This window comes from Pseudogemmobacter sonorensis, from assembly GCF_042762395.1.
Taxonomy (GTDB): Bacteria; Pseudomonadota; Alphaproteobacteria; order Rhodobacterales; family Rhodobacteraceae; genus Pseudogemmobacter; species Pseudogemmobacter sonorensis.
The window spans coordinates 214,898-241,224 of sequence record NZ_JBEFZE010000001.1 but is presented as its reverse complement, the minus strand read 5'-3'; the positions used below and the strand labels follow the sequence as shown (position 1 = coordinate 241,224).

Annotated in this window: 18 protein-coding genes, 1 tRNA gene and 1 pseudogene; 13 read left to right on the top strand and 7 right to left on the bottom strand. The window is 68.0% G+C overall.

Annotation, left to right across the window (positions count from 1 at the left end; all coding sequences use genetic code 11):
- Positions 1 to 139: 139 nt before the first annotated feature.
- From ABNX41_RS01020 to ABNX41_RS01005, 4 genes are all read right to left on the bottom strand, one after another.
- The gene (locus ABNX41_RS01020; protein ID WP_438667851.1) at positions 140 to 5,017 is read right to left on the bottom strand and encodes a Hint domain-containing protein; all 4,878 of its coding nucleotides are present in this window, start codon (positions 5,015 to 5,017) and stop codon (positions 140 to 142) included.
- Positions 5,018 to 5,752: 735 nt separating this feature from the next.
- Positions 5,753 to 8,938, bottom strand: coding sequence for a Hint domain-containing protein (locus ABNX41_RS01015; RefSeq protein WP_438667850.1), 3,186 nt, complete (start codon positions 8,936 to 8,938; stop codon positions 5,753 to 5,755).
- A gap of 315 nt (positions 8,939 to 9,253) precedes the next feature.
- A complete protein-coding gene (locus ABNX41_RS01010) occupies positions 9,254 to 9,571 on the bottom strand; it encodes a hypothetical protein (protein WP_438667849.1) in 318 nt (105 codons plus the stop codon).
- 254 nt (positions 9,572 to 9,825) lie between these two features.
- Positions 9,826 to 10,152 carry a HesB/IscA family protein gene (locus tag ABNX41_RS01005; RefSeq protein ID WP_438667963.1) on the bottom strand — a complete coding sequence of 109 codons (327 nt, stop codon included), beginning with the start codon at positions 10,150 to 10,152 and terminating at the stop codon, positions 9,826 to 9,828.
- Positions 10,153 to 10,320: 168 nt separating this feature from the next.
- Between ABNX41_RS01005 and ABNX41_RS01000 the strand changes: the two genes are divergently transcribed.
- From ABNX41_RS01000 to ABNX41_RS00955, 10 genes are all read left to right on the top strand, one after another.
- Positions 10,321 to 11,511 carry a deoxyguanosinetriphosphate triphosphohydrolase gene (locus tag ABNX41_RS01000; RefSeq protein WP_438667848.1) on the top strand — a complete coding sequence of 397 codons (1,191 nt, stop codon included), beginning with the start codon at positions 10,321 to 10,323 and terminating at the stop codon, positions 11,509 to 11,511.
- Positions 11,512 to 12,030: 519 nt separating this feature from the next.
- Positions 12,031 to 12,798, top strand: coding sequence for an ABC transporter ATP-binding protein (locus tag ABNX41_RS00995; RefSeq protein WP_438667847.1), 768 nt, complete (start codon positions 12,031 to 12,033; stop codon positions 12,796 to 12,798).
- Complete coding sequence (locus ABNX41_RS00990) at positions 12,788 to 13,504, top strand: ABC transporter ATP-binding protein (RefSeq protein WP_438667846.1); 717 nt, start codon at positions 12,788 to 12,790, stop codon at positions 13,502 to 13,504. The genes ABNX41_RS00995 and ABNX41_RS00990 overlap by 11 nt, the downstream gene beginning before the upstream one ends.
- Before the next feature lies 1 nt (position 13,505).
- Positions 13,506 to 14,393 (top strand): branched-chain amino acid ABC transporter permease, encoded by an 888-nt coding sequence (locus tag ABNX41_RS00985; protein WP_438667845.1) that lies wholly within the window; start codon positions 13,506 to 13,508, stop codon positions 14,391 to 14,393.
- Between the two features lie 31 nt (positions 14,394 to 14,424).
- Positions 14,425 to 15,417, top strand: coding sequence for a branched-chain amino acid ABC transporter permease (locus tag ABNX41_RS00980; protein ID WP_438667844.1), 993 nt, complete (start codon positions 14,425 to 14,427; stop codon positions 15,415 to 15,417).
- Between the two features lie 86 nt (positions 15,418 to 15,503).
- On the top strand, positions 15,504 to 16,718 hold the full coding sequence (locus ABNX41_RS00975) for an ABC transporter substrate-binding protein (protein ID WP_438667843.1): 1,215 nt from the start codon (positions 15,504 to 15,506) through the stop codon (positions 16,716 to 16,718).
- A 52-nt stretch (positions 16,719 to 16,770) separates the two neighbouring features.
- Positions 16,771 to 17,127 (top strand): cupin domain-containing protein, encoded by a 357-nt coding sequence (locus ABNX41_RS00970; RefSeq protein ID WP_438667842.1) that lies wholly within the window; start codon positions 16,771 to 16,773, stop codon positions 17,125 to 17,127.
- Between the two features lie 112 nt (positions 17,128 to 17,239).
- Positions 17,240 to 18,673, top strand: a complete 1,434-nt coding sequence (locus tag ABNX41_RS00965; RefSeq protein ID WP_438667841.1) for an NAD-dependent succinate-semialdehyde dehydrogenase — start codon at positions 17,240 to 17,242, stop codon at positions 18,671 to 18,673.
- On the top strand, positions 18,670 to 19,929 hold the full coding sequence (locus ABNX41_RS00960) for a serine hydrolase domain-containing protein (protein WP_438667840.1): 1,260 nt from the start codon (positions 18,670 to 18,672) through the stop codon (positions 19,927 to 19,929). The genes ABNX41_RS00965 and ABNX41_RS00960 overlap by 4 nt, the downstream gene beginning before the upstream one ends.
- Before the next feature lie 87 nt (positions 19,930 to 20,016).
- Complete coding sequence (locus ABNX41_RS00955) at positions 20,017 to 20,805, top strand: SDR family NAD(P)-dependent oxidoreductase (protein ID WP_438667839.1); 789 nt, start codon at positions 20,017 to 20,019, stop codon at positions 20,803 to 20,805.
- 28 nt (positions 20,806 to 20,833) lie between these two features.
- Here ABNX41_RS00955 and ABNX41_RS00950 read toward each other — a convergent pair whose 3' ends face one another.
- Positions 20,834 to 21,310 carry a disulfide bond formation protein B gene (locus tag ABNX41_RS00950; RefSeq protein WP_438667838.1) on the bottom strand — a complete coding sequence of 159 codons (477 nt, stop codon included), beginning with the start codon at positions 21,308 to 21,310 and terminating at the stop codon, positions 20,834 to 20,836.
- Between the two features lie 440 nt (positions 21,311 to 21,750).
- Here ABNX41_RS00950 and ypfJ point away from each other — a divergent pair, with 440 nt between their 5' ends.
- Positions 21,751 to 22,647: a KPN_02809 family neutral zinc metallopeptidase gene (ypfJ, locus tag ABNX41_RS00945; RefSeq protein WP_438667837.1), complete on the top strand. Its 897-nt coding sequence runs from the start codon at positions 21,751 to 21,753 to the stop codon at positions 22,645 to 22,647.
- Between the two features lie 178 nt (positions 22,648 to 22,825).
- Positions 22,826 to 22,909, top strand: a tRNA-Leu gene (locus ABNX41_RS00940).
- A gap of 491 nt (positions 22,910 to 23,400) precedes the next feature.
- Here ABNX41_RS00940 and ABNX41_RS00935 read toward each other — a convergent pair.
- Positions 23,401 to 23,754, bottom strand: a pseudogene (locus tag ABNX41_RS00935) (glycosyltransferase); the annotation flags it as partial.
- 109 nt (positions 23,755 to 23,863) lie between these two features.
- Here ABNX41_RS00935 and xth point away from each other — a divergent pair.
- Positions 23,864 to 24,655 (top strand): exodeoxyribonuclease III, encoded by a 792-nt coding sequence (gene xth, locus ABNX41_RS00930; protein WP_438667836.1) that lies wholly within the window; start codon positions 23,864 to 23,866, stop codon positions 24,653 to 24,655.
- Positions 24,656 to 24,827: 172 nt separating this feature from the next.
- Here xth and ABNX41_RS00925 read toward each other — a convergent pair whose 3' ends face one another.
- The gene (locus tag ABNX41_RS00925) at positions 24,828 to 26,015 is read right to left on the bottom strand and encodes an FAD-dependent monooxygenase (RefSeq protein WP_438667835.1); all 1,188 of its coding nucleotides are present in this window, start codon (positions 26,013 to 26,015) and stop codon (positions 24,828 to 24,830) included.
- Positions 26,016 to 26,327: the final 312 nt, after the last annotated feature.

Here is a 26,327-nt window from a genome sequence, read left to right as displayed (position 1 = left end):
CCGCGGGTCGGCATGTCCTTCGGCCCGGGGGCAGCCCCCCCGCCAGACTTCACGAAACCGCCTGGCGCCCTGCCCGCCCCGAACCGGATCCGACGCCGGGCGGGGCGCGCCGTCCGCGTCCGCGCCCCTGCGCCCCGCCTCAGGCCGCGACCAGAAGCTGCGACTCGCGCTTCTTGAGCGAGATCCGCGCGGCGGTGAAAGCCTCGCCACTGGCAAGCTCGGGAAAAAGCGCGAGGAGTTCCGCCCGCGTCTCCTCCTCCATCCCGGCCAGAACCATCGCGCCGGGCTGGAAGCTTTCCGACCAGGCCCCGTTCGAACGCAGGATCTCATGCCGGTCGAACAGCAGGTGCAGATAGGTCGCGCCCTGCGCGGCGCCCAGCCGTTCGATCCCGGGGCGGCCGACCAGATGCACCGCCGGGACCAGCACCTCATGCTCGCCGAACAGCAGTTCCGCCCGGCTGCCCGAGAACAGCATCCGGTGCTGGGGCGAGACCACGAGATCGCGCTCGGGAAGGCCGACGCCAAGCGCCCCGGCCCGGATCATCACCGGCGCGAACTGCGGCGCGGCGGCCAGATCGGCGGCGGAGAGGTCGCGCCGTCCGACCCAGCGGATCTCTTGATAGCCGTTGTCGCGGGTCAGCACCCGGTCGCCCGGGGTCAGATCCTCGACCGCGATCTCGCCCCGGTCGGTCGCGATCATCGCGCCGGGGGTGAAGCAGGGGATGACCTTCTCGATATCGGTGAAGGTCATGGTGCCGATGACATCGCCGTTGGCATCGAGGAATTCGACGGTGCCGTTCTCGGGATTGCCGGGCTCGTAGATGATGTTGACGAAATCGCGGCCCCAGTCTGTCAGATCGAGGACGTCGTAATCCTGCCCCTCGGAGCCGCCGTCGACCACATCGCCGATGCCGACGCCGTGGAACACATCCTCGTCGGCGCCGCCGTAAAGCAGATTGCCGCCGGTGCCGCCGCCATGGATCGTGTCATTGCCCGCGCCGCCATGGACGGTATCGCTGCCGGTCCCGGCATGGATCTCGTCATTGCCGTCGCCGCCGTAGAGCAGGTCGTCGCCTTCGTCGCCGTGCAGCGTATCGTCGCCATCGTCGCCATGGATCGTGTCGTTGCCCTGGCCGCCGTAGAGCAGGTCGTCGCCCTTGCCGCCATAGGCCAGGTCGTCGCCCGTGCCGCCGTGGATCTGATCGTTGCCCTGGCCGCCATAGATCTGGTCGTCGCCTTCGTCGCCGTGAAGGGTATCGTCGCCCTGCTGGCCGTAGATGGTGTCGTTGCCCGCGCCGCCATGGATCAGGTCGGCGCTGTCCTCGGCCCCGCCCAGGTGCGATTCGGCATTAGAGGTGGCGCCGTAATGCTGGGCGCCGTCCGGGGCTTCGGTGTTCGGGATCAGCACCGCAGGCACCGCGCCGCTGCCGTCCGCCGCCTCGGGGTCGAGCCGGTAGAGACCGTCGGCGCCCAGAACGTAGAGCGTGCCGTCCCCGCCCGCGGTCAGGCCGTAGGCCTGGTCGGGCAAAGTGCCGAGATAGGAATGGCCCAGCACCTGATTGTCTTCGTCAAGGCTCAGTTCGTAAAGCCCGGTCGACCAGGCCACATAGGCCTTGTCGCCGATGAAGATGAAATCGCCCGCCGGATTTCCGCCATCGGGATTGGTCCACCAGACCCAGGCCGCATAGGGATCCTGCGGATCGAAGGCATAGATCGAATCGCCGCTGGCGCCGCCGGTATAGCCGATGCCGTTTTCGTCGAAGGACAAGGAATTGGCCGTGATCACCGGCAGGTTGCCGATCTGGCTGGCCGCGCCGGTCTCGGTGTCGATCTCGAACAGGTCGCCCGACAGGGTGATGCCGTAAAGCGTGCCATCGGGCGCCATGCCGATGTCGCCCATGACATGGCCCATCGGGCCGACCACGGTCACCGAGGCCTCGCCCTCGACATTCTCGACGCGCAGCAGGTTGCCTGCGCTGTCGCCGCTCCAGATCACGGTCGTGTCTAGATCGGTGCCGCTGCCGCCATAGATCAGGTCGTCGCCCGAGCCGCCGTGGATCGTGTCGGAATCGCCGCCGCCGATCAGCGTATCGTCGCCCGAGCCGCCAAGGAGCGTATCCTCTCCCGCGCCGCCCGAAAGCAGGTTCTCGCCCTCGGTCACTTCGAGATGGTCGTCGCCCGCGCCGCCGTAAAGCGTGTCGTTGCCGGTGCCGCCGTAAAGCGCATCGTCGCCCGCCCCGCCCGAAAGCAGATCGTCGCCTTCCTCGCCATGCAGCGTGTCGTTGCCCAGGCCGCCTTCAAGCGTGTCATTGCCGGTGCCGCCGTAAAGCAGGTCGTCGCCATCGCCGCCATCGACGTAATCGTCGTCGGCGCCGCCATAGACGGTATCGTTGCCCTGGCCCGCGAAGATCGCGTCATTGCCCCCGAAGCCGTAGATCAGATCCTCGTCGCCGCCGGTCAGGTTGTCCCCGGCATCGACCATGTCGCCTTCGGGATCGCCGGTATAATATTCGTTGATCAGATCGTCGCCCGCCGTGCCCTCGACGATGTAGTTCGGCGGCGGCGCGGCGGGAATGCCCATGGCCACGAGGTAATCGGGATTGACCTCGCCGGTGTCGGGATCGAAGGCCAGGCCGGGATCGACGTCCAGAAGGGTCAGCGCCTCGCCGTTGGGGAAGTAGAGAACGACATTGCCCTCGGCATCGAAGGCCAGGCTGACGTCGCGGGTATCGACCGGATTGCCGGAATCGTCGTGCAGCGCCGAAACGTCGAGCTGGTCGCGCCCGACCCAGTTGCCGTCCACCAGCACCGGGGCCTCGAACCCCTTGATCGTGTCCCAGCCGTCGCCGTCCGAAAAGCGCACCAGATCGACCGCGCCGTCATCGGCGCCGATATCGAAATAGTCGTTGCCCGCGCCGCCGTCGACGGTATCGGCGCCCGCGCCGGTGACGACATGGTCGTCGCCCTCGGAGCCGATCACGCTGTCGTTGCCCGAGCCGAGGGTGACCCGCTCGATCTCGGAGAAGACGGCGGTATCGCCGGCCCCGCCGGTGACGGAAAGCACGCCCTGTTCGGGATCGGAGGGATCGCCGTAGGACAGGTCGAGAACCATGTCCCCCGTCACCGCCGAGGCGTCGATCAGATCGCCCAGCGTCTCGCCCGTCTCGCCGCCAAGGATGGTGTCCTGACCGAAACCGTCGCCGAGGGCGAAGACGTCGTCGCCGCCGCCGCCGTATTGGATGTCGTTGCCCGCGCCGCCGATCAGGGTGTCGTTGCCCTCGTCGCCCAGCAGGCTGTCGTCGCCCGCGCCGCCGTCGATCAGGTCGTTTCCGGTGCCGCCGTCGATCGAATCATTGCCGCTGCCGCCCAGAACGGTGTCCTCGCCGCCACCCGCGAAGACCATCACCCCTTCGCCGCTGGCCTGACCGTCGAAACTGTCGCCGCCGGAGGTAAGCTGGAAGCTCTCGACGCTGGTGAACGCGCCCGAGCCCTGGCCGTCATAGCTGTAGCCGCCGTGGCCGTCGCCCGCCAGCGTGACATCCACCCCATTGCCCGAAGTGGTGCCGAAAACCAGCGAATCGACCCCCTCGCCGCCGTGGAACGTGTCGTTGCCGCTGTTGTCGGTGATGATGGCGACATCGTTGCCATGGCCGCCGTAAAACAGGTCGTCGCCGCCCGCGCCTGTCAGCGTGTCGTCGCCCAGGCCGCCATAGGCGGTGTCATTGCCGGTTCCGGTCTCGATGTAATCGTTGCCATCGCCGCCATAAAGCTCGTCATCGCCCGCGCCGCCGTCGATGTAATCATTGCCGTCGCCGCCATAGACGGTGTCATTGCCAAGACCCGAAAAGATCGTGTCGTTGCCGCCGTAGCCGTAGATGACATCCTCGTTGCCGCCGGTCTGGTTGTCGTTGCCATCCACCATGTCGCCATCGGGATCGCCGGTGTAGCTCACGTCGATCACGTCGTCGCCATCAGTGCCGTCGACGATATAGTCGGGGGCCACCATGGCGACGGTGTTGATGGTCAGATAGCCGACATCGCTGTTCCCGGCGCCATCGGTGACCGTATAGGTCAGCACGCTTTCGCCCAATGTGGTGGTGGAGGTGACCGTCAGCGTGCCGTCGGGGTTGAGCGTGACCGTCTGGCCAGTGCCCAGCGTGACGGTGGAGCCCGGCACCACCGGCTGACCCATGATCTCGGTGATCGTGAGCCCGGTGCCCGACAGGTCGTGGTCATTGGCCAGGACATCGACGATGCGGGTTTGGCCCGCCACGATCTGGACCTGGTCGTCGAAGGCCAGCATGATCGACTGCACGCTGTCGGCCGCGATCATCACATTGGAATCATAGACGGAATCTCCGCCATCGGCGATGGCGATCTTGATCGTGTTGGTCTCGCCCGGGACGACCTTCGCCTTGATCGAGACGACATAGGTGAACCCGTCCATCTCGGTGTTGAACTGGTCCTGGGTGTTGTCGATATAGAGGTTCTGGTTCGCGGTGCCGTTGATCGTGTCGATGGAAACCGAACCACCGTTCGCGATGCTGACATCGACATATTCGCCGTTGATCCAGACGCCGAAGACGTCGTTCACGCCGCCGTTCACATATTCCGGGTATTCCTCGGACAGGAACACGAAGCGCATCGTGATATATTCGCCGTCGGGAATGAACACCGCCTCCAGGATGGCGGCGTCGCGGGTGGTCATGCCCGCAAGCGCGGTCAGCTGCGCATCTCCCGGCTGACCGTTGTCGGTGGAGGTGTTGGTGGCCATGTTGGTGTTGGTGCCACCGTGCGAATTGGTGATCGCCGCGGCGCTGCCGGTCGAAAGTATGATGCCGCTGTCGCCCGGCGCCACCCCCGGCATGGTGGTATCGGCGCCGGTGTAAAGCCCGGCCGCGTTCGCGGCGCCGGTATAGGTCGCGGATTCGACCTGGACACCCTGGCCGAAGATGCTCTCGGCCAACAGCATGCCATCGCTGGTGACGGTCAGGTCCAAGGGAGTGGCAATTGCCATGTCGCAACCTTTACTTACCGGGGCGCCCATCGGGCACAGGTCAATTCGCGGTCCCCGCCGGGAGGATTCCCTCCAGCACAGGCCATTCTACTGATTTGATAGGCGATGAATCTGGCGAGGCTTCGGGAAGAGCGTGGCGAAGTTTCGGCAATGATGGCGGTTTCAAGGCACGCCCCACCGGGCGCCTTTCCGGGGGCGATGGAGGCAGCGCCGCCGCGCGGGTCGGCCGCCGGGGGACCGGGCATCGCGAGGACGCGCCCACAGGGCAGATCGGCCCCGGCGAATCTCACCCATGAGAGCACGTTATTTCGGGCCGCTGATGAGGATCCGGCCCCGCGGACGGCAGCCGCTTCCGCCGCGGGGCTCCGCTTGGGATCAACCCGTTGAAATCAAGGCCATGAAACCGCTGCGACCAAAGGAAAAAGGGGCCCCGAAACCGGAGCCCCTTTTCCATTCGACCGCCGCTTCGGGGCGTGGCAGCCTGCCCCGTGCCCTGCGATCGAGCTGCATAACCCTTCTTCGTCCGGCGCGCCCGCGAAACGAAGGCGCGCCGCCCGGACCAGCCGCGCGCCGAAACCGCCGGGGCGGAGGCGCGGGCCGGAAATTTCGATGTGCCGCCCGGCCCCGCCAAAGCGCGCCATCAGGCGGCAGGCCGGTCCTCGGCGCGCCCGGAAAACGGGCATCCGTCGCCCCGGCCTTCAGCGCGCCCGGAAGGCACGCCGACCAATCCCGGCCTCAGCGCGCCAGAAGGCGCGCCTCGTGGCGCTTGAGGGTGCGGCGCGCCGCATGGTAATCCTCGCGCCCGGCTTCGGTCTTGAGTTCGGGGAAAAGCTCGAAGATCTCGCTCCTCTGGGCGTTGCCCATGCCCTTGAGCGTGTAATCCCCCGGCTGGAAGCTTTCGGTCCAGGCGCCGTTGGACAGCACGACCTCGTGGCGGTCGAACATGAAGTGGATGTAGTTCACCCCGATCGCCTCGACGGCATGGATGCCCTGCCCGCCCACCAGATGCTTGGCCGCGACCAGCACCTCATGCTCGTCGAAGTAAAGCTGGGTGCGGTCCGAGGCCACCAGCAGACGGTGGTTGGGCGAGACCAGCATGTCGCGCTCGGGCAGGCCGTTGCCAAGGCTGTGGGCCTTGACCAGAACCGGCTGGAGATGGGCGTTCAGCCGCAACTCCTGCCCCGACAGCGCCTTCTGGCCCATCCAGCGGATTTCCTGGATGCCGTTGTCGCGGGTGATCACGCGGTCGCCCGCGCGCAGTTCCTCGACCGGGACCTCGCCCTTCGGCGTCGCGATCAGCGTGCCAGGGGTGAAGCAGGGGATGACATTCTCGATATTGACGAAGGTCAGCGTGCCGGTGGGATTGCCGTCGGCATCGAAGAAATGGACCGTGCCGTTTTCGGAATTGTCCGGGTCGTAGTCGATACGCAGCGGGCCCGCGTCGCTCAGGTCCAGCGTATCCCAGTCGTGGCCTTCCTCATTGCCGTCGACATGGGTGTTCAGCCCGGCCTCCTGGCTGCCGATCACGATCAGGTCGCGGTCGGCGCCGCCGTAGATCGTCTCGGCGCCCACCGAGGCGTGGATCGTATCCGCGCCGCGCCCGCCGTAGATCAGGTTGTCGCCGTCGCCGCCATAGATCAGGTCGGTGCCGTCCTCGCCGTAAAGCGTGTCGTTGCCGGTGCCGCCGTAAAGCGTGTCGATCCCCGCGCCGCCGAAAAGCGAATCGTCGCCTTCACCGCCATAGAGCACGTCGTTGCCCGCGCCGCCGTAGAGCGTGTCGTTGCCCTCGTCGCCGTGGAGCGTGTCATGGCCGACACCGCCGTAAAGCAGGTCGTCGTCGACGCCGCCGTAAAGCAGGTCGTCGCCCGCATCGCCGTAAAGCGTGTCGGCGTCGTCGCGGCCATAGATGGTGTCGTTGCCGCCGCCGCCGTAAAGCAGGTCGCGGTTGTTGTCGGGCCGCAGGTCATCTGCGTCGGGAATGTCCAGCAGGTCGTTGCCGACCGGGCCCAGGCCGCCGTAGATCAGATCGTCGCCATGGCCGCCGTAGATGGTGTCCGCGCCCTCGCCACCGATGATCGTGTCGTTGTCGCGGCCGCCATAGATCAGGTCGGCGTCGATGCCGCCGTCGATATAGTCGTTGCCGCGGCCGCCATAGATCGTGTCGGCATCGTCGCCGGTGATGATCGTGTCGTCGCCCGAACCGGCATAGACCAGGTCGCGGTCGTTGTCGGGATCGGAATCGGCCGGGTAGAAGCCGGGATAGTCGATGTCGGGCAGCGGCGAGGCGCTGATCGGCGCCGAAGTGTCGATATAGTCGTTGCCCGCGCCGCCATAGACGGTGTCGCGCCCGTCGCCGCCATAGATGCTGTCGTCGCCGTCGCCGCCGTAAAGCAGGTCGTCGCCCTCGTCGCCGTAAAGCGTGTCATCGCCCGCGTCGCCATGCAGGGTGTCGTTGCCCGGCCCGCCGTAAAGCAGGTCGTCGCCCGGCCCGCCATAGACGCGGTCATTGCCCGGACCGGCCCAGACGGTGTCGTTGCCCAGACCGGCGCGGATGGTGTCGTCGCCCTCGCCCGCGACGATGCGGTCGTCGTTGGGGCCGTCGCCGGGGATGATCGCATCGTTGCCGTCGACCCGGTCGCCATCGGTGGGATCGACGTAGCTCTCGTCGATCAGGTCGTTGCCGTCGGTGCCGCGCACGATTCCGTCGCGGTCGCCCGGCACGCCCCCGGGGGTGACGGTCACGGTCACGGTGGCGGTGTCGGTGCCGCCGTTGCCGTCGCTGATCTCATAGGTGAAGGTGGTCTCGCCGGTGAAGCCGGGATTCGGCACGAAGGTCAGCGTGCCGTCGCCGTTCACCGTCACCGTGCCGTCGGGCGAGGTCGGGGTGCCCAGGATCGAGAGCGTGTCGCCGTCGACATCGGTGTCGTTGGCCAGGACCGGGATCACCACGGCGGTGCCCTGGGTCGTGGTCGCGCTGTCGGGATTGGCGACCGGATCGTCGTTCACCGGATGGACCGTCACCACCACGGTCGAACTCGCGGTGTTGCCGTCGGGATCTTCGATCGTATACTCGATCACATCCTCGCCGTTCCAGTCGGGATTGGGGGTATAGGTCAGCGTGCCGTCGGGGTTGACCGTGACCTCGCCGTTCGACGCCGTGGCCGAGATCACCCTCAGCGGATCGTCCTGCGGATCGGTGTCGTTGGCCAGCACGTCGATCACCACCGGCACATCCTCGTCCGTCTCGGCGGTGTCGGGATTGGCGACGGGGTTTTGCGACGGATCGCGGTTGTCCACTGTATCGGACAGCGAGAAATAGTCGACCGTGCCCTGGAAATGGCTGTCGACATTGTTCAGCGCGCCGGGATCGGACAGGTTCTGGCCCGCGCCCAGCATCCAGGGCTGGGTGTTCGGCACCATCACCAGCGACAGCGTGTCGGGGACCGAGGTGCCATAGGGCGTGCCCGTGGTCTCGTTCACGATGCGCAGGACACCGGGATCGCCGCCCTGGTCCCAGGAATAGGAAAGCTGGATCTGGTCGCCCGGGGTGTAGAAGCCCGGCCCGGTCGAGAAGACCTCGGAGCCGCCGTCGGTCTCGTGGACAAGCTGGACCGCGCCGTCGGGCAGGACCTCGATGCGCAGGCTACCCGCATTCTCGCCGACCGTGTCGCGCGAAAGCACTGTCTGGGGCGTGTCGATGGCGGTATCGGTGGGCGAGAAGCGGATCTCAAGGGTCCCGCGCTCAAGCTGGAAAGTGTCCGAGGCGTAGATCTTGGCGACATCGTCGATGCCGTCGAGATGGAGCAGCCCATCCGCCGCATGGGCGCCGTTGAAAAAGGCGCCGTTCTGCGCGCCGTTCGACAGCGCCTCGTCCACGACTGTCGACGGGTCATCGAAATTGTAAAGTGCGAAAACCGGCATTTCCGTTCCCTCGTCGATCCCGACGACGGATCATCCGTCGCCATCCGTTCCCATCAAGCCGGACCAAAGGTCGGTCCAGATACACACGCAACGGGCTCGAACGCGCGTTGCGCCGTCAGGACCTGACCGATATGGCGGTGGCTTTGGGAGAGATGCCGATAAGAAACATCCGCCGCATCGAAATGCGGTGGAGATGCCGGGTGGTCCCGGCTTGGCAGCTTTCCGTCACGCCGCAGGCCCCCGAAGGCGCCCTACCAACATACGACCGCCCCCACGGCCCATACGTCTTCGCAGACAATATCTAGTTACCTTCGGTTAACCTCGGAGTGAAGCAGAAAACGGCGGGAATGCGGCCGCCGTGGCGCCGTCCAGCGCCAATCCGGCCCGAAGCGCGGCCTCCGCCGGGGTGGTTTTCGGCGGGATCGTTTCGCATTCGGGAAAGCCGACTTTGGCGACCTTGCCGAGGGCTTGCGATTTTTTCCTGTGATTCCGGCACCAACTGCGGTTTCGCGTGAGAAAGGCCAGGATCGCGGCTGCGCGATTGTTTCCGGCAGGGCGACAATCCCGGCCCGTTAACCCTTGCCCAAGAATTGGCATTTTTTCGCCACCATCGCGGCGGGGCTTGTTCTCCAACCCGCATCAATCTCGCCAGAGGGGTGGGATATGGCGCGAGTTAACAAACGGTTAGGGTTAACAAAGACCGAATCACCCGCCTGTGCCGCCAGGCAAGACTCCGCGCAGCCACAGGATTTCGCCCCTTTGCCAGGGGCATCGCGCGGCAGATCGCGCAAGGGCATGCGAAAGAAGACGGTCAAGGATTCGCGCCGCCCGGGACACGCCGCCGCAAAACCCTTCGGCCGAAAGCCGGAGATTCGGGTCGAGCCTGATCAGATCGAGAAAGACGTCCCGCAGCCGCAGGACGAGGCCGCATTGGGGTTTTCCACCACGAAACGCGCCCCGATCAGTTCATCGGTGAAATCGATCACGGCATTGGACAGGAAGGGCAGCGAGACCGGATCGACCAGAACCTTCTGGCCGTCCTTCTCCAGCACCAGATCGTCCGAGGCCGGATCGTCGAGCCGCAGGTCATACTGGAACCCCGAACAGCCGCCGCCAAGCACCCCGACGCGAAGCGGCTTCGCCTCGCCGGTCATGTCGGCGATCTCGGCCAGCCGGGCAAAGGCGCGGTCGGTCACGCGCGGCGGAAGCGTCAGAGCAGGGGAAAGTTCCATGGCTGTTCCGGTATCATTCGGGCCCTGCGCGCAATATAGGGGGGGACGGGCGCGGCAACAAGTGCGGCAGCCGAACCGAACGACCAAGACCGAAGCGAACCCGACAAAGACCGAAGCGCCCCCCCCAAGAACCGATCCAAGGCCGATCCCGTGACGCTTGCCCCCTTCGCCTGCCTGCCAGACGCCTCCCGCGGGAGGCTTTACCCCGAAGGCATGAGCAGCTTCCGCAGCCCCTTCCAGCGCGACCGCGACCGGATCATCCATGCCTCGGCCTTCCGGCGGCTCAAGCACAAGACCCAGGTCTTCGTCGAGCATGAGGGCGACTATTACCGCACCCGCCTGACCCATTCGATCGAGGTGGCCCAGGTCGCCCGCACCATCGCGGGCGTCCTTGGCCTGAACACCGATCTGGCCGAGGCGATCGCGCTGGCCCACGACCTTGGCCACACCCCCTTCGGCCATACCGGCGAGGATGCGATGGAGCGGCTGATGGCGCCCTACGGCGGCTTCGACCACAATGCCCAGGCCCTGCGCATCGTGACGAAGCTGGAGCGCCATTACGCCGATTTCGACGGGCTGAACCTGACATGGGAGACGCTGGAGGGCATCGCCAAGCACAACGGCCCCGTCACCGGCCCCCATGCCGACGAAAAGCACCACGGCCCCCTGCCCTATGCGCTGGCCGAGGTGAACGAGGCCTGGGACCTTGAGCTTTCCACCCATGCCAGCGCCGAGGCCCAGGTCGCCGCCATCGCCGACGACGTGGCCTATTCGCATCACGACCTGCATGACGGCCTGCGCTCGGGCCTGTTCGACGAGAACGACCTGATGGCGCTGCCCGTCACGGGCCCGGCCTTCGAAGAGGTGGACCGGCTGCACCCGGGCCTCGACCGCATGCGCCGTCGGCACGAGGCGCTGCGCCGCGTCTTCGGCCGGATGGTCGAGGATGTGATCGCGGTGGCGCAGAACCGCCTCGCCTCGGCCCAGCCGAAATCGGTGGAGGAGATCCGCCACATGGGCACGACGATCATCCGCTTCTCGAAACCGCTCTATCAGGAACTGAAGGTGGTGCGCGCCTTCCTGTTCCACCGCATGTATCGCGCGCCCTCGGTGATGGAGGTGCGCGCCCGTGTCACCCGCGTCGTGGACGAGCTTTTCCCGATGTTCATGGCCGATCCGGGGCTTTTGCCCGCCGAATGGCAGGCCGATGTCGCGGCGGCGCGGGACGAGATCGGGCTGGCCCGGGTGATCGCCGATTACGTCGCGGGCATGACCGACCGTTTCGCGATCCAGGAACATGCCAGGCTGACCGGGCAGCCGCCGCTCGTCGGCGCGCCCTGAGGGGCCTTGGACGGCCCGCGGAGGGTTTGGTCGGCGCCCCGGCGATGGCGCGGTCCGTCGGAAAGGCGGCGCGGCGCCCGGAGACAGCCCGGGCTGCGGCAGCTTGGGCCCCTGCCCTCCATGGCCGCCTGACTGGGCCCACCGCAGGGCCGATGGCATGGCTTCCGCGCGGACACAATGGCTGACACCTGTCCGTGGCACGGCCAATCCGGCCGGGATCGTGGCGCCCGCGCGGGTGACGCCAGGTAAACCCGCCGCCGAGCCCACCGCGCCGCCGCCGTGGCCGCATCGCCCGGAACCGGAGCCCTGCCCCACCCAAGCGCGGGCCGGACGCAACGCAAGACATTGAAACCGTTACGATCCCGCCCGTCCGCCCCACCCGTCCCCGCCTCTGGCCGATCCGGCTGGCACGGGGCTTGCGACGAGTCCGGCGGGAGGAGCTAAAATGGACAATCGATCAGTCGAGGCCGGGAGGCATCGGCCTGCCGGGTTCTTGCCCGCATCTCCGGGGGCAGGCGGATGACCGCGCCGGACATCATCCTGTCGACCAGGGGGCTGACCAAGGTCTTCGCGGGCTTCACCGCCGTCAATGCCGTCGACATCGACGTGCGCCGGGGCACGATCCACGCGCTGATCGGCCCCAACGGCGCGGGCAAGACCACCTGTTTCAACCTGCTGACCAAGTTTCTGGATCCCACGCGCGGCACGATCCATTTCAACGGCCGCGACATCACCGCCAGCAAGCCCGCGGTGATCGCGCGCGGCGGGCTGGTGCGCTCGTTCCAGATCTCGGCGGTCTTCGGGCAGATGTCGGCCCTGACGAATGTGCGGATCGCCCTGCAGCGCGAACGCGGAGAATCCTTCGACTTCTGGCGCGGCGAAAGCTGGCTGTCGCGCTACGACGGGCGGGCGATGGAACTGCTCGACGCCGTAGGGCTGTCGGATTTCGCCGACCATCCGGCCGCCGAACTGTCCTACGGGCGCAAGCGCGCGCTGGAACTGGCGGCCACGCTGGCGCTCGATCCGCAGATCATGCTGCTGGACGAGCCGATGGCGGGACTGGGGCGCGAGGACGTGGTCCGCGTCGAGGCACTGATCCGCAAGGTGGCCGCCGACCGCACCGTCCTGATGGTCGAGCACAACCTCTCGGTCGTCGCCTCGCTCTCGGACCGGATCACCGTGCTGGCCCGGGGCGAGGTGCTGGCCGAGGGCGATTACGCGACGGTCTCCGCCGATCCCCGGGTGATCGAGGCCTATATCGGATCGGGGGCGGCCCATGCACATTGAAAGCGCGCCCCCCATGCTGCGGGTCGAGGGGCTTCAGGCCTGGTATGACGAATCGCATGTGCTGCACGGCATCGACCTGGAGGTGCGCGAGGGCGAGACGGTCACCCTGCTCGGCCGCAACGGCGCCGGAAAAAGCACCACACTGAAATCGATCATCGGCATGATGCGCCGCCGCTCCGGCTCGGTCCGTTTCGAGGGCCGCGAGACGATCGCGATGCCGTCGCGGCTGATCTCGCGGCTGGGGATCGGCTTCGTGCCCGAAGAGCGCGGCATCTATGCCAGCCTGAACGTCGAGGAGAACCTTCTGCTGCCGCCCCGCATCCGCGACAGCGGGATGAGCGTCGCGCAGATCTTCGAACTTTTCCCGAACCTGCGAGAGCGGCTGAAAAGCCAGGGCACCACGCTGTCGGGAGGCGAGCAGCAGATGCTGGCCATCGGGCGGATCCTGAGGACGGGCGCGAAGCTTCTTCTGCTGGACGAGCCGACCGAGGGGCTGGCCCCGGTGATCGTCGAGCAGATCGGCCGCACCATCGAGCGGCTGAAGCGCGAGGGGTTCACCATCATCCTGGTCGAGCAGAACATCCGCTTCGCGGCCTCGGTCGCCGACCGGCACTACATCGTCGAGGAGGGCCGGGTCGTCGACCTGATCCCCAATGCGGCGCTGGAGGCGAATGCGGAAAAACTCAAGAAGCATCTGGGGGTGTGAAATGTTCGAACTCTTGGGCATCGCGCCCCAGGTCCTGCTTGGGCAATTGCTTCTCGGCCTGATCAACGGCGCCTTCTACGCGCTGCTGAGCCTTGGGCTCGCCATCATCTTCGGGCTGTTGAACATCGCCAATTTCGCCCATGGCGCGCAGTTCACCTTGGGGGCCTTCGTGGCCTGGATGCTGCTGCATTACCTGGGGATCAACTACTGGTTCGCGCTGATCCTGGTGCCGGTTCTTGTCGGGCTGAGCGGGGTGCTGGTCGAGAGGCTGCTTCTGAAGCGCATCGCAGATGCCGACCATCTTTACGGGCTCTTGCTGACCTTCGGCCTGGCCCTGGTGATCCAGGGGCTGTTGCGCAACGCCTATGGCGCCACCGGCCAGCCCTACGACATCCCCGCGGCGCTGCGGGGGGGCTACAATCTGGGCTTCATGTTCCTGCCCACCTACCGGGCCTGGGTCATCGTCGTCTCGGTGGTGGTCTGCGCCGGGGTCTGGCTGATGATCGAGAAGACCCGGCTGGGCGCCAACCTGCGCGCCGCCACCGAAAAGCCCGAGCTTTCGCAGGCGCTCGGCATCAACGTGCCGCTTCTGGTGACGCTGACCTATGGTTTCGGCGTCGGGCTGGCGGGCCTTGCAGGGGTGCTGGCCGCGCCGATCTATTCGGTCAATCCCAACATGGGCGCCGAATTGCTGATCGTCGTCTTCGCCGTGGTGGTGATCGGTGGGCTCGGCTCGATCCTGGGAGCGATCGTCACCGGCTTCGGCATCGGCCTGGTCGAGGGCATGACCAAGGTCTTCTATCCGCAGGCCTCGTCCACCGCGATCTTCATCATCATGGTCATCGTCTTGATGCTGAAGCCCAGGGGGTTGTTCGGCCGTGGCGCATGATCCGCAATCCGATACGGCAAAGGAGCCGCACATGACCCAGATCGCCTCGGGCGCAATCCCGGCCGACCGCGCGCCTCCGGCAAGCCTGGCACGGCGGACGGAGCGGCTGCACCGCCTCGTCTTCGCCGGGCTGCTGGTGCTGCTGGTGGTCGCCCCCTTCGTCGCCTACCCAATCTTCCTGATGAAGGTGATGTGCTACGCGCTGTTCGCGCTGGCCTTCAACCTGCTGCTTGGCTACGGGGGGCTGCTGTCCTTCGGCCATGCGGCCTATTTCGGCCTTGCAAGCTATGTCTGCGCCTGGCTGCTCAAGACCCACGGCGTGCCGCCCGAGATTGCGGTGCTTTGCGCGGTCGGCGCATCGGCCCTGCTGGGGCTGATCTTCGGGGCCATCGCCATCCGGCGCCAGGGCATCTATTTCGCCATGGTGACGCTGGCGCTGGCGCAGATGATCTATTTCTTCGCCCTGCAGGCCACCGGATTCACCGGCGGCGAGGACGGGATCCAGTCGGTGCGCCGGGGCTGGCTGTTCGGCCTGTTCGACCTGTCCAGCGACCGGGTGCTTTATGCGGCGGTGGCAGCGGTCTTCTTCGGCAGCACCGCGCTGATCTACCGGGTGATCCATTCGCCCTTCGGCCAGGTCTGCAAGGCGATCCGCGACAACGAGGCCCGGGCGATCTCGCTGGGCTACGACGCCAACCGCTACAAGCTGATGGTCTTCGTGCTCTCGGCCGGTTTCGCCGGGCTGGCGGGCAGCCTGAAGGCCATCGTCTTCCAGATCGCCGCCCTGCCCGACGTGCATTGGTCGATGTCGGGCGAGGTGGTGCTGATGACGCTGGTCGGCGGGCTGGCCACGGTGTTCGGCCCCATCGTGGGTGCGCTGGTCATCGTCTCGATGCAGAACTACCTCGCCGAATTCGGCGCCTGGGTGACGATCATCCAGGGGGCGATCTTTCTGGTCTGCGTGATGACATTCCGCGAGGGGATCGTCGGCCGGATCTCGAAGAAGACCGGGATTCCATTGTGAGTTTCGCCGCGCGCGCCACCTGCGGGAGGGCGGGGGCCGCGCGCGATGGAAGAGAATGCGCGATTTCCAGTAAGGAGGAGGATGGAATGACCTATGGAAAGACGGCGGCCGCGCTGGCCGCACTGACCCTGGCCCTTGCCGCGCCGGCCCGGGCCGAGCTGACCGACGGTTTCGTCCATGTTGGGGTGCTGACCGACATGAGCGGCTCGAACGCGGATGTGGGCGGCACCGGATCGGTGCTGGCGGCGGAAATGGCGATCGAGGATTTCGGCGGATCGGTCCTGGGCGTGCCGATCAAGCTGATCTCGGCCGATCACCAGCAAAAGCCGGATGTGGGCATCTCCATCGCCCGGCGCTGGTTCGACGTCGAGGGCGTGGACATCATCCTCGACATGCCGGTCTCGGCCATCGCGCTGGCGGTTCAGGCCCTGGCCGAGGAAAAGAACCGCATCTCCATCGCCTCGACCGCCGCGACCGAGGCGCTGACCGATGCGCAATGCTCGCCCAACGGCGCGCACTGGACCTACAACAGCTATGCCGTGGGCAAGGCCCTGTCCGGGGCGCTGGCCACGCCGGATTCGTCGTGGTTCTTCCTGACCGTGGACATCGCGGGCGGCCATGCGCTGGAAAACTCGCTCAAGCCCTTCCTGGAAGCGGCGGGGGCGAAGATGCTGGGCAGCGTCTACCACCCGCAAAGCACCGCCGACATGTCGTCCTATCTTCTGCAAGCCCAGGCGTCGGGCGCGCAGTATATCGCGCTGTCGAACGCGGGGGCGGATCTGATCAACATGATGAAGCAAGCCCATGAATTCGGCCTGCAAGGCAGCGGGCAGACGCTGGTCGGGACGGCGCTGTTCCTGACCGACCTCAAGGCCGTCGGCCTTGAGATCGCCAACGGCCTGACCTTCGCGACCGCCTTCGTCCCCCAATCCAGCCCCGAGGCGACGGAATGGGCCCAGCGTTTCTTCGAGCGGCACAAGACAATGCCGACCGACACCCAGGCCGGGGTCTATTCGGCGGTGCTGCACTATCTCAGGGCGGTCGAGGCCGCGGGCACGGACGAGGCCCAGGCCGTGATGCGGATGATGAAGGACACCCCCGTCAACGACATGTTCGCCACCAACGGCGTGCTGCGCGAGGACGGCCGCATGGTCCATGACATCTACCTCGTCCGCGCGAAGCTGCCCTCGGAATCGACCGGGGAATGGGATCTCATCGAACTGGTGAAGACCATCCCCGGGGAAGAGGCCTTCCGGCCGCTCTCGGAAAGCGGTTGCGACTATATCACCGCCGCGCAATGACATTCCCGGGGGGCCGCGCCCCCGCCCCCCGGCCAGCAGGAGAACCGGACGAATGACCCAACCCATCACCGACACCCTGACCCCCATCCGCGACGCGGACTGGCAGGCCGTCCCCGGCCTGCCCGGCATCTATGTCATGAACCTTTACGACACCCTGGACGAAACCGCCCGGACCGGACGGCGCACCCGGCTGGTCAAATTCGACGCCGGCGCCGAATCCGACCGCCAGCTCAGCCACGAATATCACGAGGAGGTCTATCTGATCTCGGGCGACATGTATGGCTTTCGCGAAGCGGCCGGTTTCGGCAGCTTCGACGTGCAGGCATATGTGCATCGCGCCCCGGGCACGCTGCATGCGCCGATCGGCTCGAAGACCGGCTGCGTCATGCTTGAGATCCATTATTTCTGAAGACCATGGCGCGGCGATTCCGCTTGCGTGGCGGGCGGGCCCCAGCCGAAGACGGAGTCAGCCGCACGGGTCAACCCCGCTGGCCGGACGAATACGCGTGAAGGAGACCGCAATGGATTACCCGGAAATCTCGATGTTCATCGACGGCGAGTGGCGGGCCGCCTCGGACGGCGCGCGGCTGCCGGTCCTGAACCCGGCGACCGAGGAGGAACTCGCCACCGTGCCGCTTGCCACGGCAGACGACCTCGACCGCGCCGTCGCGGCGGCGGTGCGCGCCTTCCGCATCTGGCGCGACACCCCCGCCTTCGAGCGTTACCGCATCCTGCGCCGGGCCGCCGATCTGCTGCGCGAACGCGCCGCCGCCATCGCCCGGCTGATGACGCTGGAGCAGGGCAAGCCCCTGGTCGAATCGCGGGGCGAGGCGCTGGCCTGCGCAGATGTCATCGACTGGATGGCCGAAGAGGGCCGTCGCGGCTACGGGCGCCTGATCCCCGCCCGCGCCCCCGGCATCCGCCAGACCGTGATCCGCGAGCCGGTCGGCCCCGTCGCCGCCTTCACGCCGTGGAACTTCCCGCTGAACCAGGCCGCGCGCAAGATCTCGGCCGCGCTGGCCACCGGCTGCACCCTGGTTCTGAAGGCGCCCGAAGAGACCCCCGCCAGCCCGATGGAGCTGGTGCGCCTTTTCCACGACGCCGGGGTTCCGCCGGGCGCGCTGAACCTGGTCTTCGGCCATCCGGCCATGGTCTCGGAACATCTGATCGCCCATCCCGACATCCGCAAGATCTCGTTCACCGGCTCGACCGCCGTGGGCAAGCAACTGGCCTCGCTCGCCGGCCTGCACATGAAGCGGGTGACGATGGAGCTTGGCGGCCATGCCCCCGCCATCGTCTTCGCCGATGCCGATGTGGACCGGGCCGCGAAACTTCTCAGCGGGCACAAGTTCCGCAACGCCGGACAGGTCTGCGTCTCGCCCACCCGCTTCCTGGTGCATGAGGATGTGCAGGACCGCTTCCTGTCGCGCTTTCGCGACCATATGGCCGAGTTGCGCGTCGGCAACGGGCTGGAAGAGGGCGTGACCATGGGCCCGCTGGCACATGAGCGGCGGCTGGCCGCGATGCAGGGCCTCGTCGCCGATGCCCAAGGCGGCGGCGCCGAGATCCTGGAAGGCGGCGAGCGGATCGGCAACAAGGGCTATTTCTTCCAGCCGACCCTGATGACCGGCCTTTCGCCCCAGGCCCGCATCCTGAACGAGGAACCCTTCGGCCCCCTAGTGCCGGTGATCGGCTTTCGCGACACCGAGGCGCTGCTGGCCGAGGCGAACCGCCTGCCCTACGGCCTTGCCGCCTATGCCTTCACCCGCAGCGCCGAGACCCGCGCCCTGCTGGCCGACCGGATCGAGACCGGCATGATCACGATGAACCACCTCGGCCTGGGCCTGCCGGAGGTGCCCTTCGGCGGCGTCCGCGATTCCGGCTATGGCTCCGAGGGGGGAAGCGAGGCGCTGGACGCCTATGTGAACACCAAATTCGTCACCGAGATCCCATGACCGCCCCGCTTGCCCCCGGCCCGCGGGCGCGCCGTCTTCATGCGCGCAGCCGCCCCGGCCCGGCGGCAAGCGGCAAGCCGCCGCGAAACCTTGGCCTGCAGGAGGAGAGCATACCCGAAATCCAATCCATTCTGGATCGTTCCGTCGCCCGAGGGGATCTGCCCTTCGCCGTGGGAATCTGCGCAAGCTCGGACCGGACGATCTTCTCCGGCGCCGCCGGAGAGGCCGCGCCCGGCCTTCCCGCCGCGCCGGACACCGTCATCCGGGCCTTTTCCGCCACCAAGGGGGTTTGCGCCACGGCGATGATGCTGCTGGTCGACCGGGGCAAGCTGGATATCGAGACCCCGGTCGAGGAAATCCTGCCCGAATTCGCCAGGATCCAGGTGCTTGAGCGCATCGAGAACGGCGTCCCGGTGCTGCGCAGGCCGAAGGTGCGCGCGACCATCCGGCATCTTGCCACCCACAGCTCGGGGCTGGAGCATGATTTCTGGAATCAGGACGTCATGGATTACGTCGCCGCGACCGGCCATCCCGGCCTGCTCGACGGAAAGCGCGAGGCGCTGTTCTATCCGATGATGACCGATCCCGGCACCAGATGGGCCTATAGCATGGGCCCCGACTGGATCGGATTGGTGATCGAGGCGATAGACGGTCGGCGTATCGAGGATTTCGCGCGCGAGGAGGTGCTGATCCCCCTGGGAATGCACGATACCGACGTGCATCTGCGCACGCCCATGGCCGAAAGGCTGGCCGGGGTCAGCGCCCGGAACGATGCCGGGGATCTGGTCCCCACCCGGATCGACCTGCCGGTCGCGCCCGAGATCTTTCCCTTCGGCTCGTCGCTCTACACCACGGCGGCGGATTACATCCGCCTGCTGCGCATGCTGCTGGGACGGGGCGTGCTTGAGGGCACAAGGCTGATGCGGCCGGAGACGGTCGATTTCATGCTGCAAGACCACCTGAACGGATTGGGCTTTCGCAGATTGCGCAGCGTCGCCCCCGCCTTCGTCGGCGATGTCGATTTCTTCGAGGGAACCCGGAAATCCCACAGCCTTGGCTTTTTCAGGAACGACGAGGATATCCCCGGCATGCGCCGCGCCGGATCGCAAAGCTGGGCCGGGGTCTGCAACAACCATTTCTGGTTCGACCCGAAATCGGATCTGGCCGCGGTGCTGTTCACGCAATCGCTGCCGTTCCTGGACCCGCGTTACATGCAGACCTACCAGGCCTTCGAACGGGCGGTCTATGCGGGCTAGCCGCTCCCCGGCCAGCCCTCCTCAGGCGGCGACCGAGGCGATCGGCACCATTCAGCGACCCGACATCTGGCCGGAAAGGAAAAAGCCATGGGCAATACGGCGCCGGGGCATCTTCGCTCCGCGATGGATTTCGGGCTCTCGGGCCGATCCGCCATGGTCACGGGGGGCGGGTCCGGCCTTGGCCGCGCCATCGCCGGGCTGCTTTGCGAACAAGGCTGCAATGTCGCCATCGTCGATATCGACCGGGCCTGCGGCGAGACCACTGCTGCGGAGTTGCGGCGGATCAACCCCCGCACGCTCTTTCTGCACGGCGACGTCGCCTCCGAGCCCGAGGTCGAGGAAATCACCCGGCGCATCGCCTCGGATTTCGGCGGCCTCGACATCGCGGTGAACAATGCCGCGGTCGAGGGCCCGGTGAAACCCTGCGGCGACTATGGATGGGACGACTGGAACATGGTGATGGGCATCAATGCCGGAGGGGTGTTCCTGTGCATGAAGCACCAGATCCCGCATCTGAAGGCCTCGGGCGGGGCCATCGTGAACGTCTCTTCCGCCGCCGGGCTGAAGGGCCATCCGCTGCTTCCGGCCTATACCGCATCCAAACATGCGATCATCGGGCTGACCCGCTCCGCCGCGCTCGCCTATGCCGGCGACGGCATCCGGGTGAATGCGATCTGCCCCAGTTCGTTCCGAACCGCGATGTCGGAACGGATCTTCGGCGACCGGCTCGACGCGCATAATGGCGCGACCACCCCGATGGGCCGACAGGCGGGCCTGCGAGAAATCGCGCTCGGGGTGTTGTATCTGTGCTCGGACGCGTCGAGCTTCGTGACCGGCACGACGCTGTCGGTCGATGGCGGCCGGGGGGCCGGTTGAAGCGCCCCGCCTTGGGCCGCGCCCGCCCTCACCGCCTCCGCGTCGCGGCGAAAAGCCAGACCAGGGCAAGCCCGACCGAGACGATGGCGTTCCAGGCCGCCATCGAAAGGCCAAGGAAATCCCACGGGATCCGGTCGCAACGCACCGGCGGGGCGAAATCGGCGCCCGATCCGGGCAGCAGCGCGGCGGCGGATTCCCCCGAGATCGAACCCTGGGTGCAGGTCGAGACGAACACCCACCAGCCCTGTTCCACCCCGGCATGGAACAGCCCGATCCCCGCCGTCGCCAGCGCCGCCAGCGCGCCCAGCCAGGGCCAGATCCGCCAGCGCGTCACCGCCCACAGCAAAAGGATCACCACCGCCGCCGCATGGGGCCAGCGTTGCCAGAGGCAAAGCTGGCACGGCGCCAGGCCGCCCAGATACTGGAAGGCGAAGGCCGACAGCAGCATCGCCGCCGAGCCGAGCCCGGCCAGCACGATGGCCACCGTCCTCAGGCTGATTTGCACCGCACCCTGCATTCCCGCCTCCGCTGTTGCGGCGCCAGCATAGGCCGGGCGCGGCCCGGGCGGAAGGGGCGGCCTGGCGCGGTCGGGGGCCGCTCACGCAGCCGTGCGAGGGCCCGCGCCTTCCGCCTCGGGGCCGCGCCTCGGGCCTGGGCCTTGGGCCTGAGCCTCCAGCCTGAGCCTCGGGCCTGAGCGGGTCCGGCGCGGCCGCCTGCCTCTCCACCTTGCCCCCCCGGACCTTGCCCCCTGACCTTGCCCCCGGCGGACGCCGCCGCCCGCACCGTGCCGCCAGCGCCTCGGGCAGCGGCCCAAAGCATCCCAGCCGGGTCACGACCAGCCCTCCCGACCTGATCCGCGACCTGCGACCAGGCCGCCGCGAAGGGCTTCCGGCCGCCGCGGGCAGGCGCTAGAGTCGCCCGCATCATCTTGCGCGGGGGCATGTCATGCAGTGGAAGGGGCGCCGGGGCAGCGGCAATATCGAGGACCGCCGCCGCGCGGGCGGCACCGGAACGGGCGGCACAGGGCGAACCGGCACGGGCCGGGCAAGCGCGGGCATCGGCGGCGCGGGCGCCGTGGTGGTCATCCTGCTCGCCCTGTTCCTGGGCGTCGATCCGCGCAGCCTGCTGGACGGCGGCGGCATCGACCTCGGCGGCAGCGGCACGGGCGGCAGCACGGCGGAACTGAGCGCCGAGGAACGCGCGGCGGGCGAATTCGTCTCGGTCACCCTGGCCGATACCGAAGAGGTCTGGGCCGCGCTTTTCCGCGCGCAACTGAACCGCACATATGCCCCGGCGACGCTGGTCCTTTTCCGCGAGGCGACCACCTCGCCCTGCGGCGGCGCCTCCGAGGCCACGGGGCCGTTCTACTGCCCCGCCGACCGCAAGGTCTATCTCGACACCGCCTTCTTCGCGGTGATGCGCGACCGGCTGGGCGCCGGGGGCGATTTCGCCGCCGCCTATGTCGTCGCCCATGAGGTCGGCCACCACATCCAGAACGAGCTTGGCATCCTGGCCGAGGCCAACCGCATCCGCGCCCGCGTCTCCGAGGCCGAATCGAACGAGATCTCGGTCAGGATCGAATTGCAGGCCGATTGCCTCTCGGGGATCTGGGCGCGCGAGGCCGCGCGCCGTCTGGGCACCATCGAGGCGGGCGACATCGAAGAGGCGATGAACGCCGCCGCCGCCATTGGCGACGACACGCTGCAAAGGAACGCCGGGCGGCGGCCGATGCCCGACAGCTTCACCCATGGCACCTCGGAGCAGCGGATGCGCTGGTTCGCGCGCGGCCACGACAGCGGCCGGATCGCCGATTGCGACACGTTCGAGGCGGCGCGGCTCTGATCCGCCCCCGCCGGTCCGGCCTCGCTCCTGCCCCGGCGCCCGCCGATCCAGGCCCCCGATCCCGGCGCTTCGCGCGCAGATCCCGTATTGCCGCCGCCCGCGCCGGGCTGTAAGTCAGAAGGCGCATCCCCGGCGCGGCCCCCCCCCGGCCCGCCCTGCCATGGGGGTGCCGGATCATGCGGGTGTGGCGGAATGGTAGACGCGACAGACTCAAACTCTGTTTCCGCAAGGAGTGTCGGTTCGAGTCCGACCACCCGTACCATCCCCTTCCGGCGCATCTCCCAGGCGCCCGGCGATGAAGGCGTAATAGCTTTCGCCCCGCCCCCGCGCCGCATGTTCGGCGTTCAGCGCGATCTTGGCGCGGAACACCTCTGCGGCCTGCGCCGCAAGCGCGGGCGCAAGGCCCGCATCGCGGGCCAGGGTCTCGACATGCGCCAGATAGGCCAGATGCACCCGAGCGCCGAAATCCGCCGCATCGGTCACGCTCGCGGGCGTCAGGCGTAGCCGATAGGGCACCCGCGACAGCGGCAGGCTGCCGCCCGCCCGGGCCATCACCTGCACCATATGCAGGATGTCCTGCGCCAGCGCATCGGCGAAAGGCGGGCAAAGCGCGCGCGCCACCATGCCCCGGACCGAAGCCCCGCTGCGGCAAAGATCGGCAAGGCTCAGCCGCGCCGAGGGCCCGGCGGGCTGCCACAGATGCAGAAGGGGCGCCCCCGCCTCTTCGACGACCAGCGGGCTGACGGCGGCGCCCTCGGCCCGCGCGAGCGGCAAAAGCGCGGCAAGCCAGCCAGGGTCGAGCAGGTCGTCGGCATCCAGAAAGGCCAGATACGCGCCGCGCGCGCGTGCCATGGCGCGGTTCCTGGTCGCGCCCGCCCCGGTTCTGACCGCGCCGGTCGCGGCGGGCCTGACGGCGGGAGACAGGGCCGAGAGCGCGGCGTAATCGCTGCCGTCATCGGATTCGACCAGAATTTCGAGCGAATGTTCGGAAATCCCCCCCGCAAGCGCCGAAGCCACCGCCCCGGCGACATGGGCATGGGCCGCGAAGGCGGGGACGATCACCGAAACCAGCGGAGCAGGCCCGGGAGGGAAAGGGGTCGGGGGCATCTTTCCTCCGCCTGAAGGCCTGAAGATCCGGCGCCCGCCAGCTTGCCCTTCTCCGCCCCGGGCGGCAAGATGGCGCCAGAGCGCCGCAGGGCGCCCCAAGGGGAATGCCATGAAACTCGCCACATTCAACATCAACGGCATCAAGGCCCGGATCGAGGCTCTGCCGCGCTGGCTGAAAGAGGCCGGGCCCGACGTGGTCTGCCTGCAAGAGATCAAATCCGTCGATGCCGCCTTCCCGCGCGAGATCTTCGAGGATCTGGGCTACCACGTCGAAACCCATGGCCAGAAAAGCTTCAACGGCGTCGCCATCCTGTCGCGCCTGCCGCTGGAGGATGTGACCCGCGGCCTGCCCGGCGAAAACCCCGACGGCAGCCCCGACGAACAGGCGCGCTGGATCGAGGCCACGGTGATCGGCACCCGCCCGGTGCGGGTCTGCGGGCTCTACCTGCCCAACGGCAACCCGGCGCCGGGGCCGAAATACGACTACAAGCTGGCCTGGATGGCGCGGATGGAGGCGCGGGTGCGCGCGCTTCTGGCGCTGGAAGAGCCGGTGGTGTTCCTGGGCGATTACAACGTCATCCCCCAGGCCGAGGATGCCGCCCGCCCCGAGGCCTGGATCGGCGACGCGCTGTTCCTGCCCGAAAGCCGCGCGGCCTTCCGGCGGATGCTGAACCTCGGCCTGACCGAGGCGATCCGCATCCGCGATTCCCGCCCCGGCCTCTACACCTTCTGGGATTACCAGGCCAATTCCTGGGAGCGCGGCAACGGCATCCGCATCGACCATCTGCTGATGAGCCCGCAGGCCGCCGACCTGATCCAGGAGACCGGCATCGACAAGGAGGTGCGGGCGGGCGACAAACCCTCGGACCACGTTCCGGTCTGGGTCGATCTGGCGGCCTGAGGCGGATAGGCTCCGGTCACGCGAGTCCCCGGTCACGTCAATTCCCGGCCACGGCTGGGCCCCGGTCATGTCAGGTGCCGGTCGTGTCGCATGCCGTCAGGTCGGGCGCCCTGGCGTCGGGGGCGGCGTCAGGGGCGGTTCCATTCCCCCGGATCCCCGCACAGATCGCCCTTCAGGCCGCCGTCGCGTCGAAACCGTGGATCCAGTCGAAACGCGACAGCGCCAGCCCCGGCGCCACCGCCCCCCCCAGCCGCAGCACCGCATGGGCCAGCGGCCGGATCGGCCCGGACAGGTGATAGGCCCGCGCATTGCGGTTCGCCGCCGCGACGATCTTCGCGCAGCGCCCGCGCCGCGCCGCCTGATAACCCGCCAGCGCGGTTTCGTCGTCGTCGTGGCGCGCAAGGCTCGCCGCCAGGATCCAGGCATCCTCAAGCGCCATGTTCGCCCCCTGGGCAAGGAAGGGCAGCGTCGGATGCGCCGCATCCCCCAGCAGCGCCACCGCGCCCGAGGGCAGAACCCGGTGCCAGGCCCTTGCGACCGGATGGCGGAAGAGGCCCCAGAGCCAGACATCCTCGACCTGCGCCAGCCAGCCGCGCACCCGGGGGCCGAAGCTTTCGAAGGCAAGGCGCAGCTCCATCGGATCGTCGCGCAGGGACCAGCCCTCCTCGACCCAGCGGCGGCGTTCCTCGACCGCGACGATGTTGCGCAAGGCGCCGCCGCGCAGGGGGTAGCTGACCAGATGGCGGCCATGGCCCATATGGACCTCGGCCACCGGGGCGGCGTCGTCCGGCTCGCAGGGCAGCAGCGCCCGCCAGGCGATCTGGCCGGTGAAGAACGGCTCGGCCCGCGCGTTCAGCGCCGCGCGCAGGGGCGAATGCAGCCCGTCGGCGCCGATCAGGAGGCCCGCCTCTTCCCGCGCGCCGGTGCACATGGTCAGGACGGGACGGGGGCCGGAGAGGTCCACGCCCTCGGCCTTTTGCAAGAGCCGCAGCTCCACCCCCGCCGCCCGCGCGCCGTCAAGCAAGAGACCGATCAGATCGGCGCGGTGCATGAAATGCCAGCCCCGGTCGGGGCGCAGCCGACCGACGTCGAGCCGCGTCACCACCCGGCCGTCGAAACCGTCGCGCAACTCCACCGCCCCGGCGCGCAGGCTCGCCGCATCCAGCGCCGCGCCAAGGCCGAGCCCGCGCAGCACCGCCGCGCCATTGGGGCTGATCTGCAGCCCCGCCCCCACCTCGCGGATCGCATCGGCCTGTTCCAGCACCGTGACGCTGGCGCCGCGCAGCGCCAGCGCCCGCGCCACCGCCAGCCCGGCGACGCCCGCCCCCAGCACCGTGACGCTTCTGCCGTTCAGATCCATCGGGGGCTCTCCGTCGGGATGGGGCGACCGGCTCCCCGGTCGGGAAAAGGGCGGGACGGGATGCGCCCGGGGCGCCAATGAAAAGCGCCGGGGGAGGGTCCCGCCCGGCGCCACATTCCTTGGTTTTCGCCGCCGCCGCAACCCGTTGGCCAGAGGCGCGGCGCAGGTCCCGTGGCGGGCTTTGCGGGGCGGGGCCGGGCTACCCCCCAACGGACGGGGCGGTGGCTTCAGGCCGCGGGTCTTCTACGGGCAGAACCATCGAAGGAGGCCTCACGCGCGTCGTTCGACACGGCCAGCCCCCGATCTTCCTGG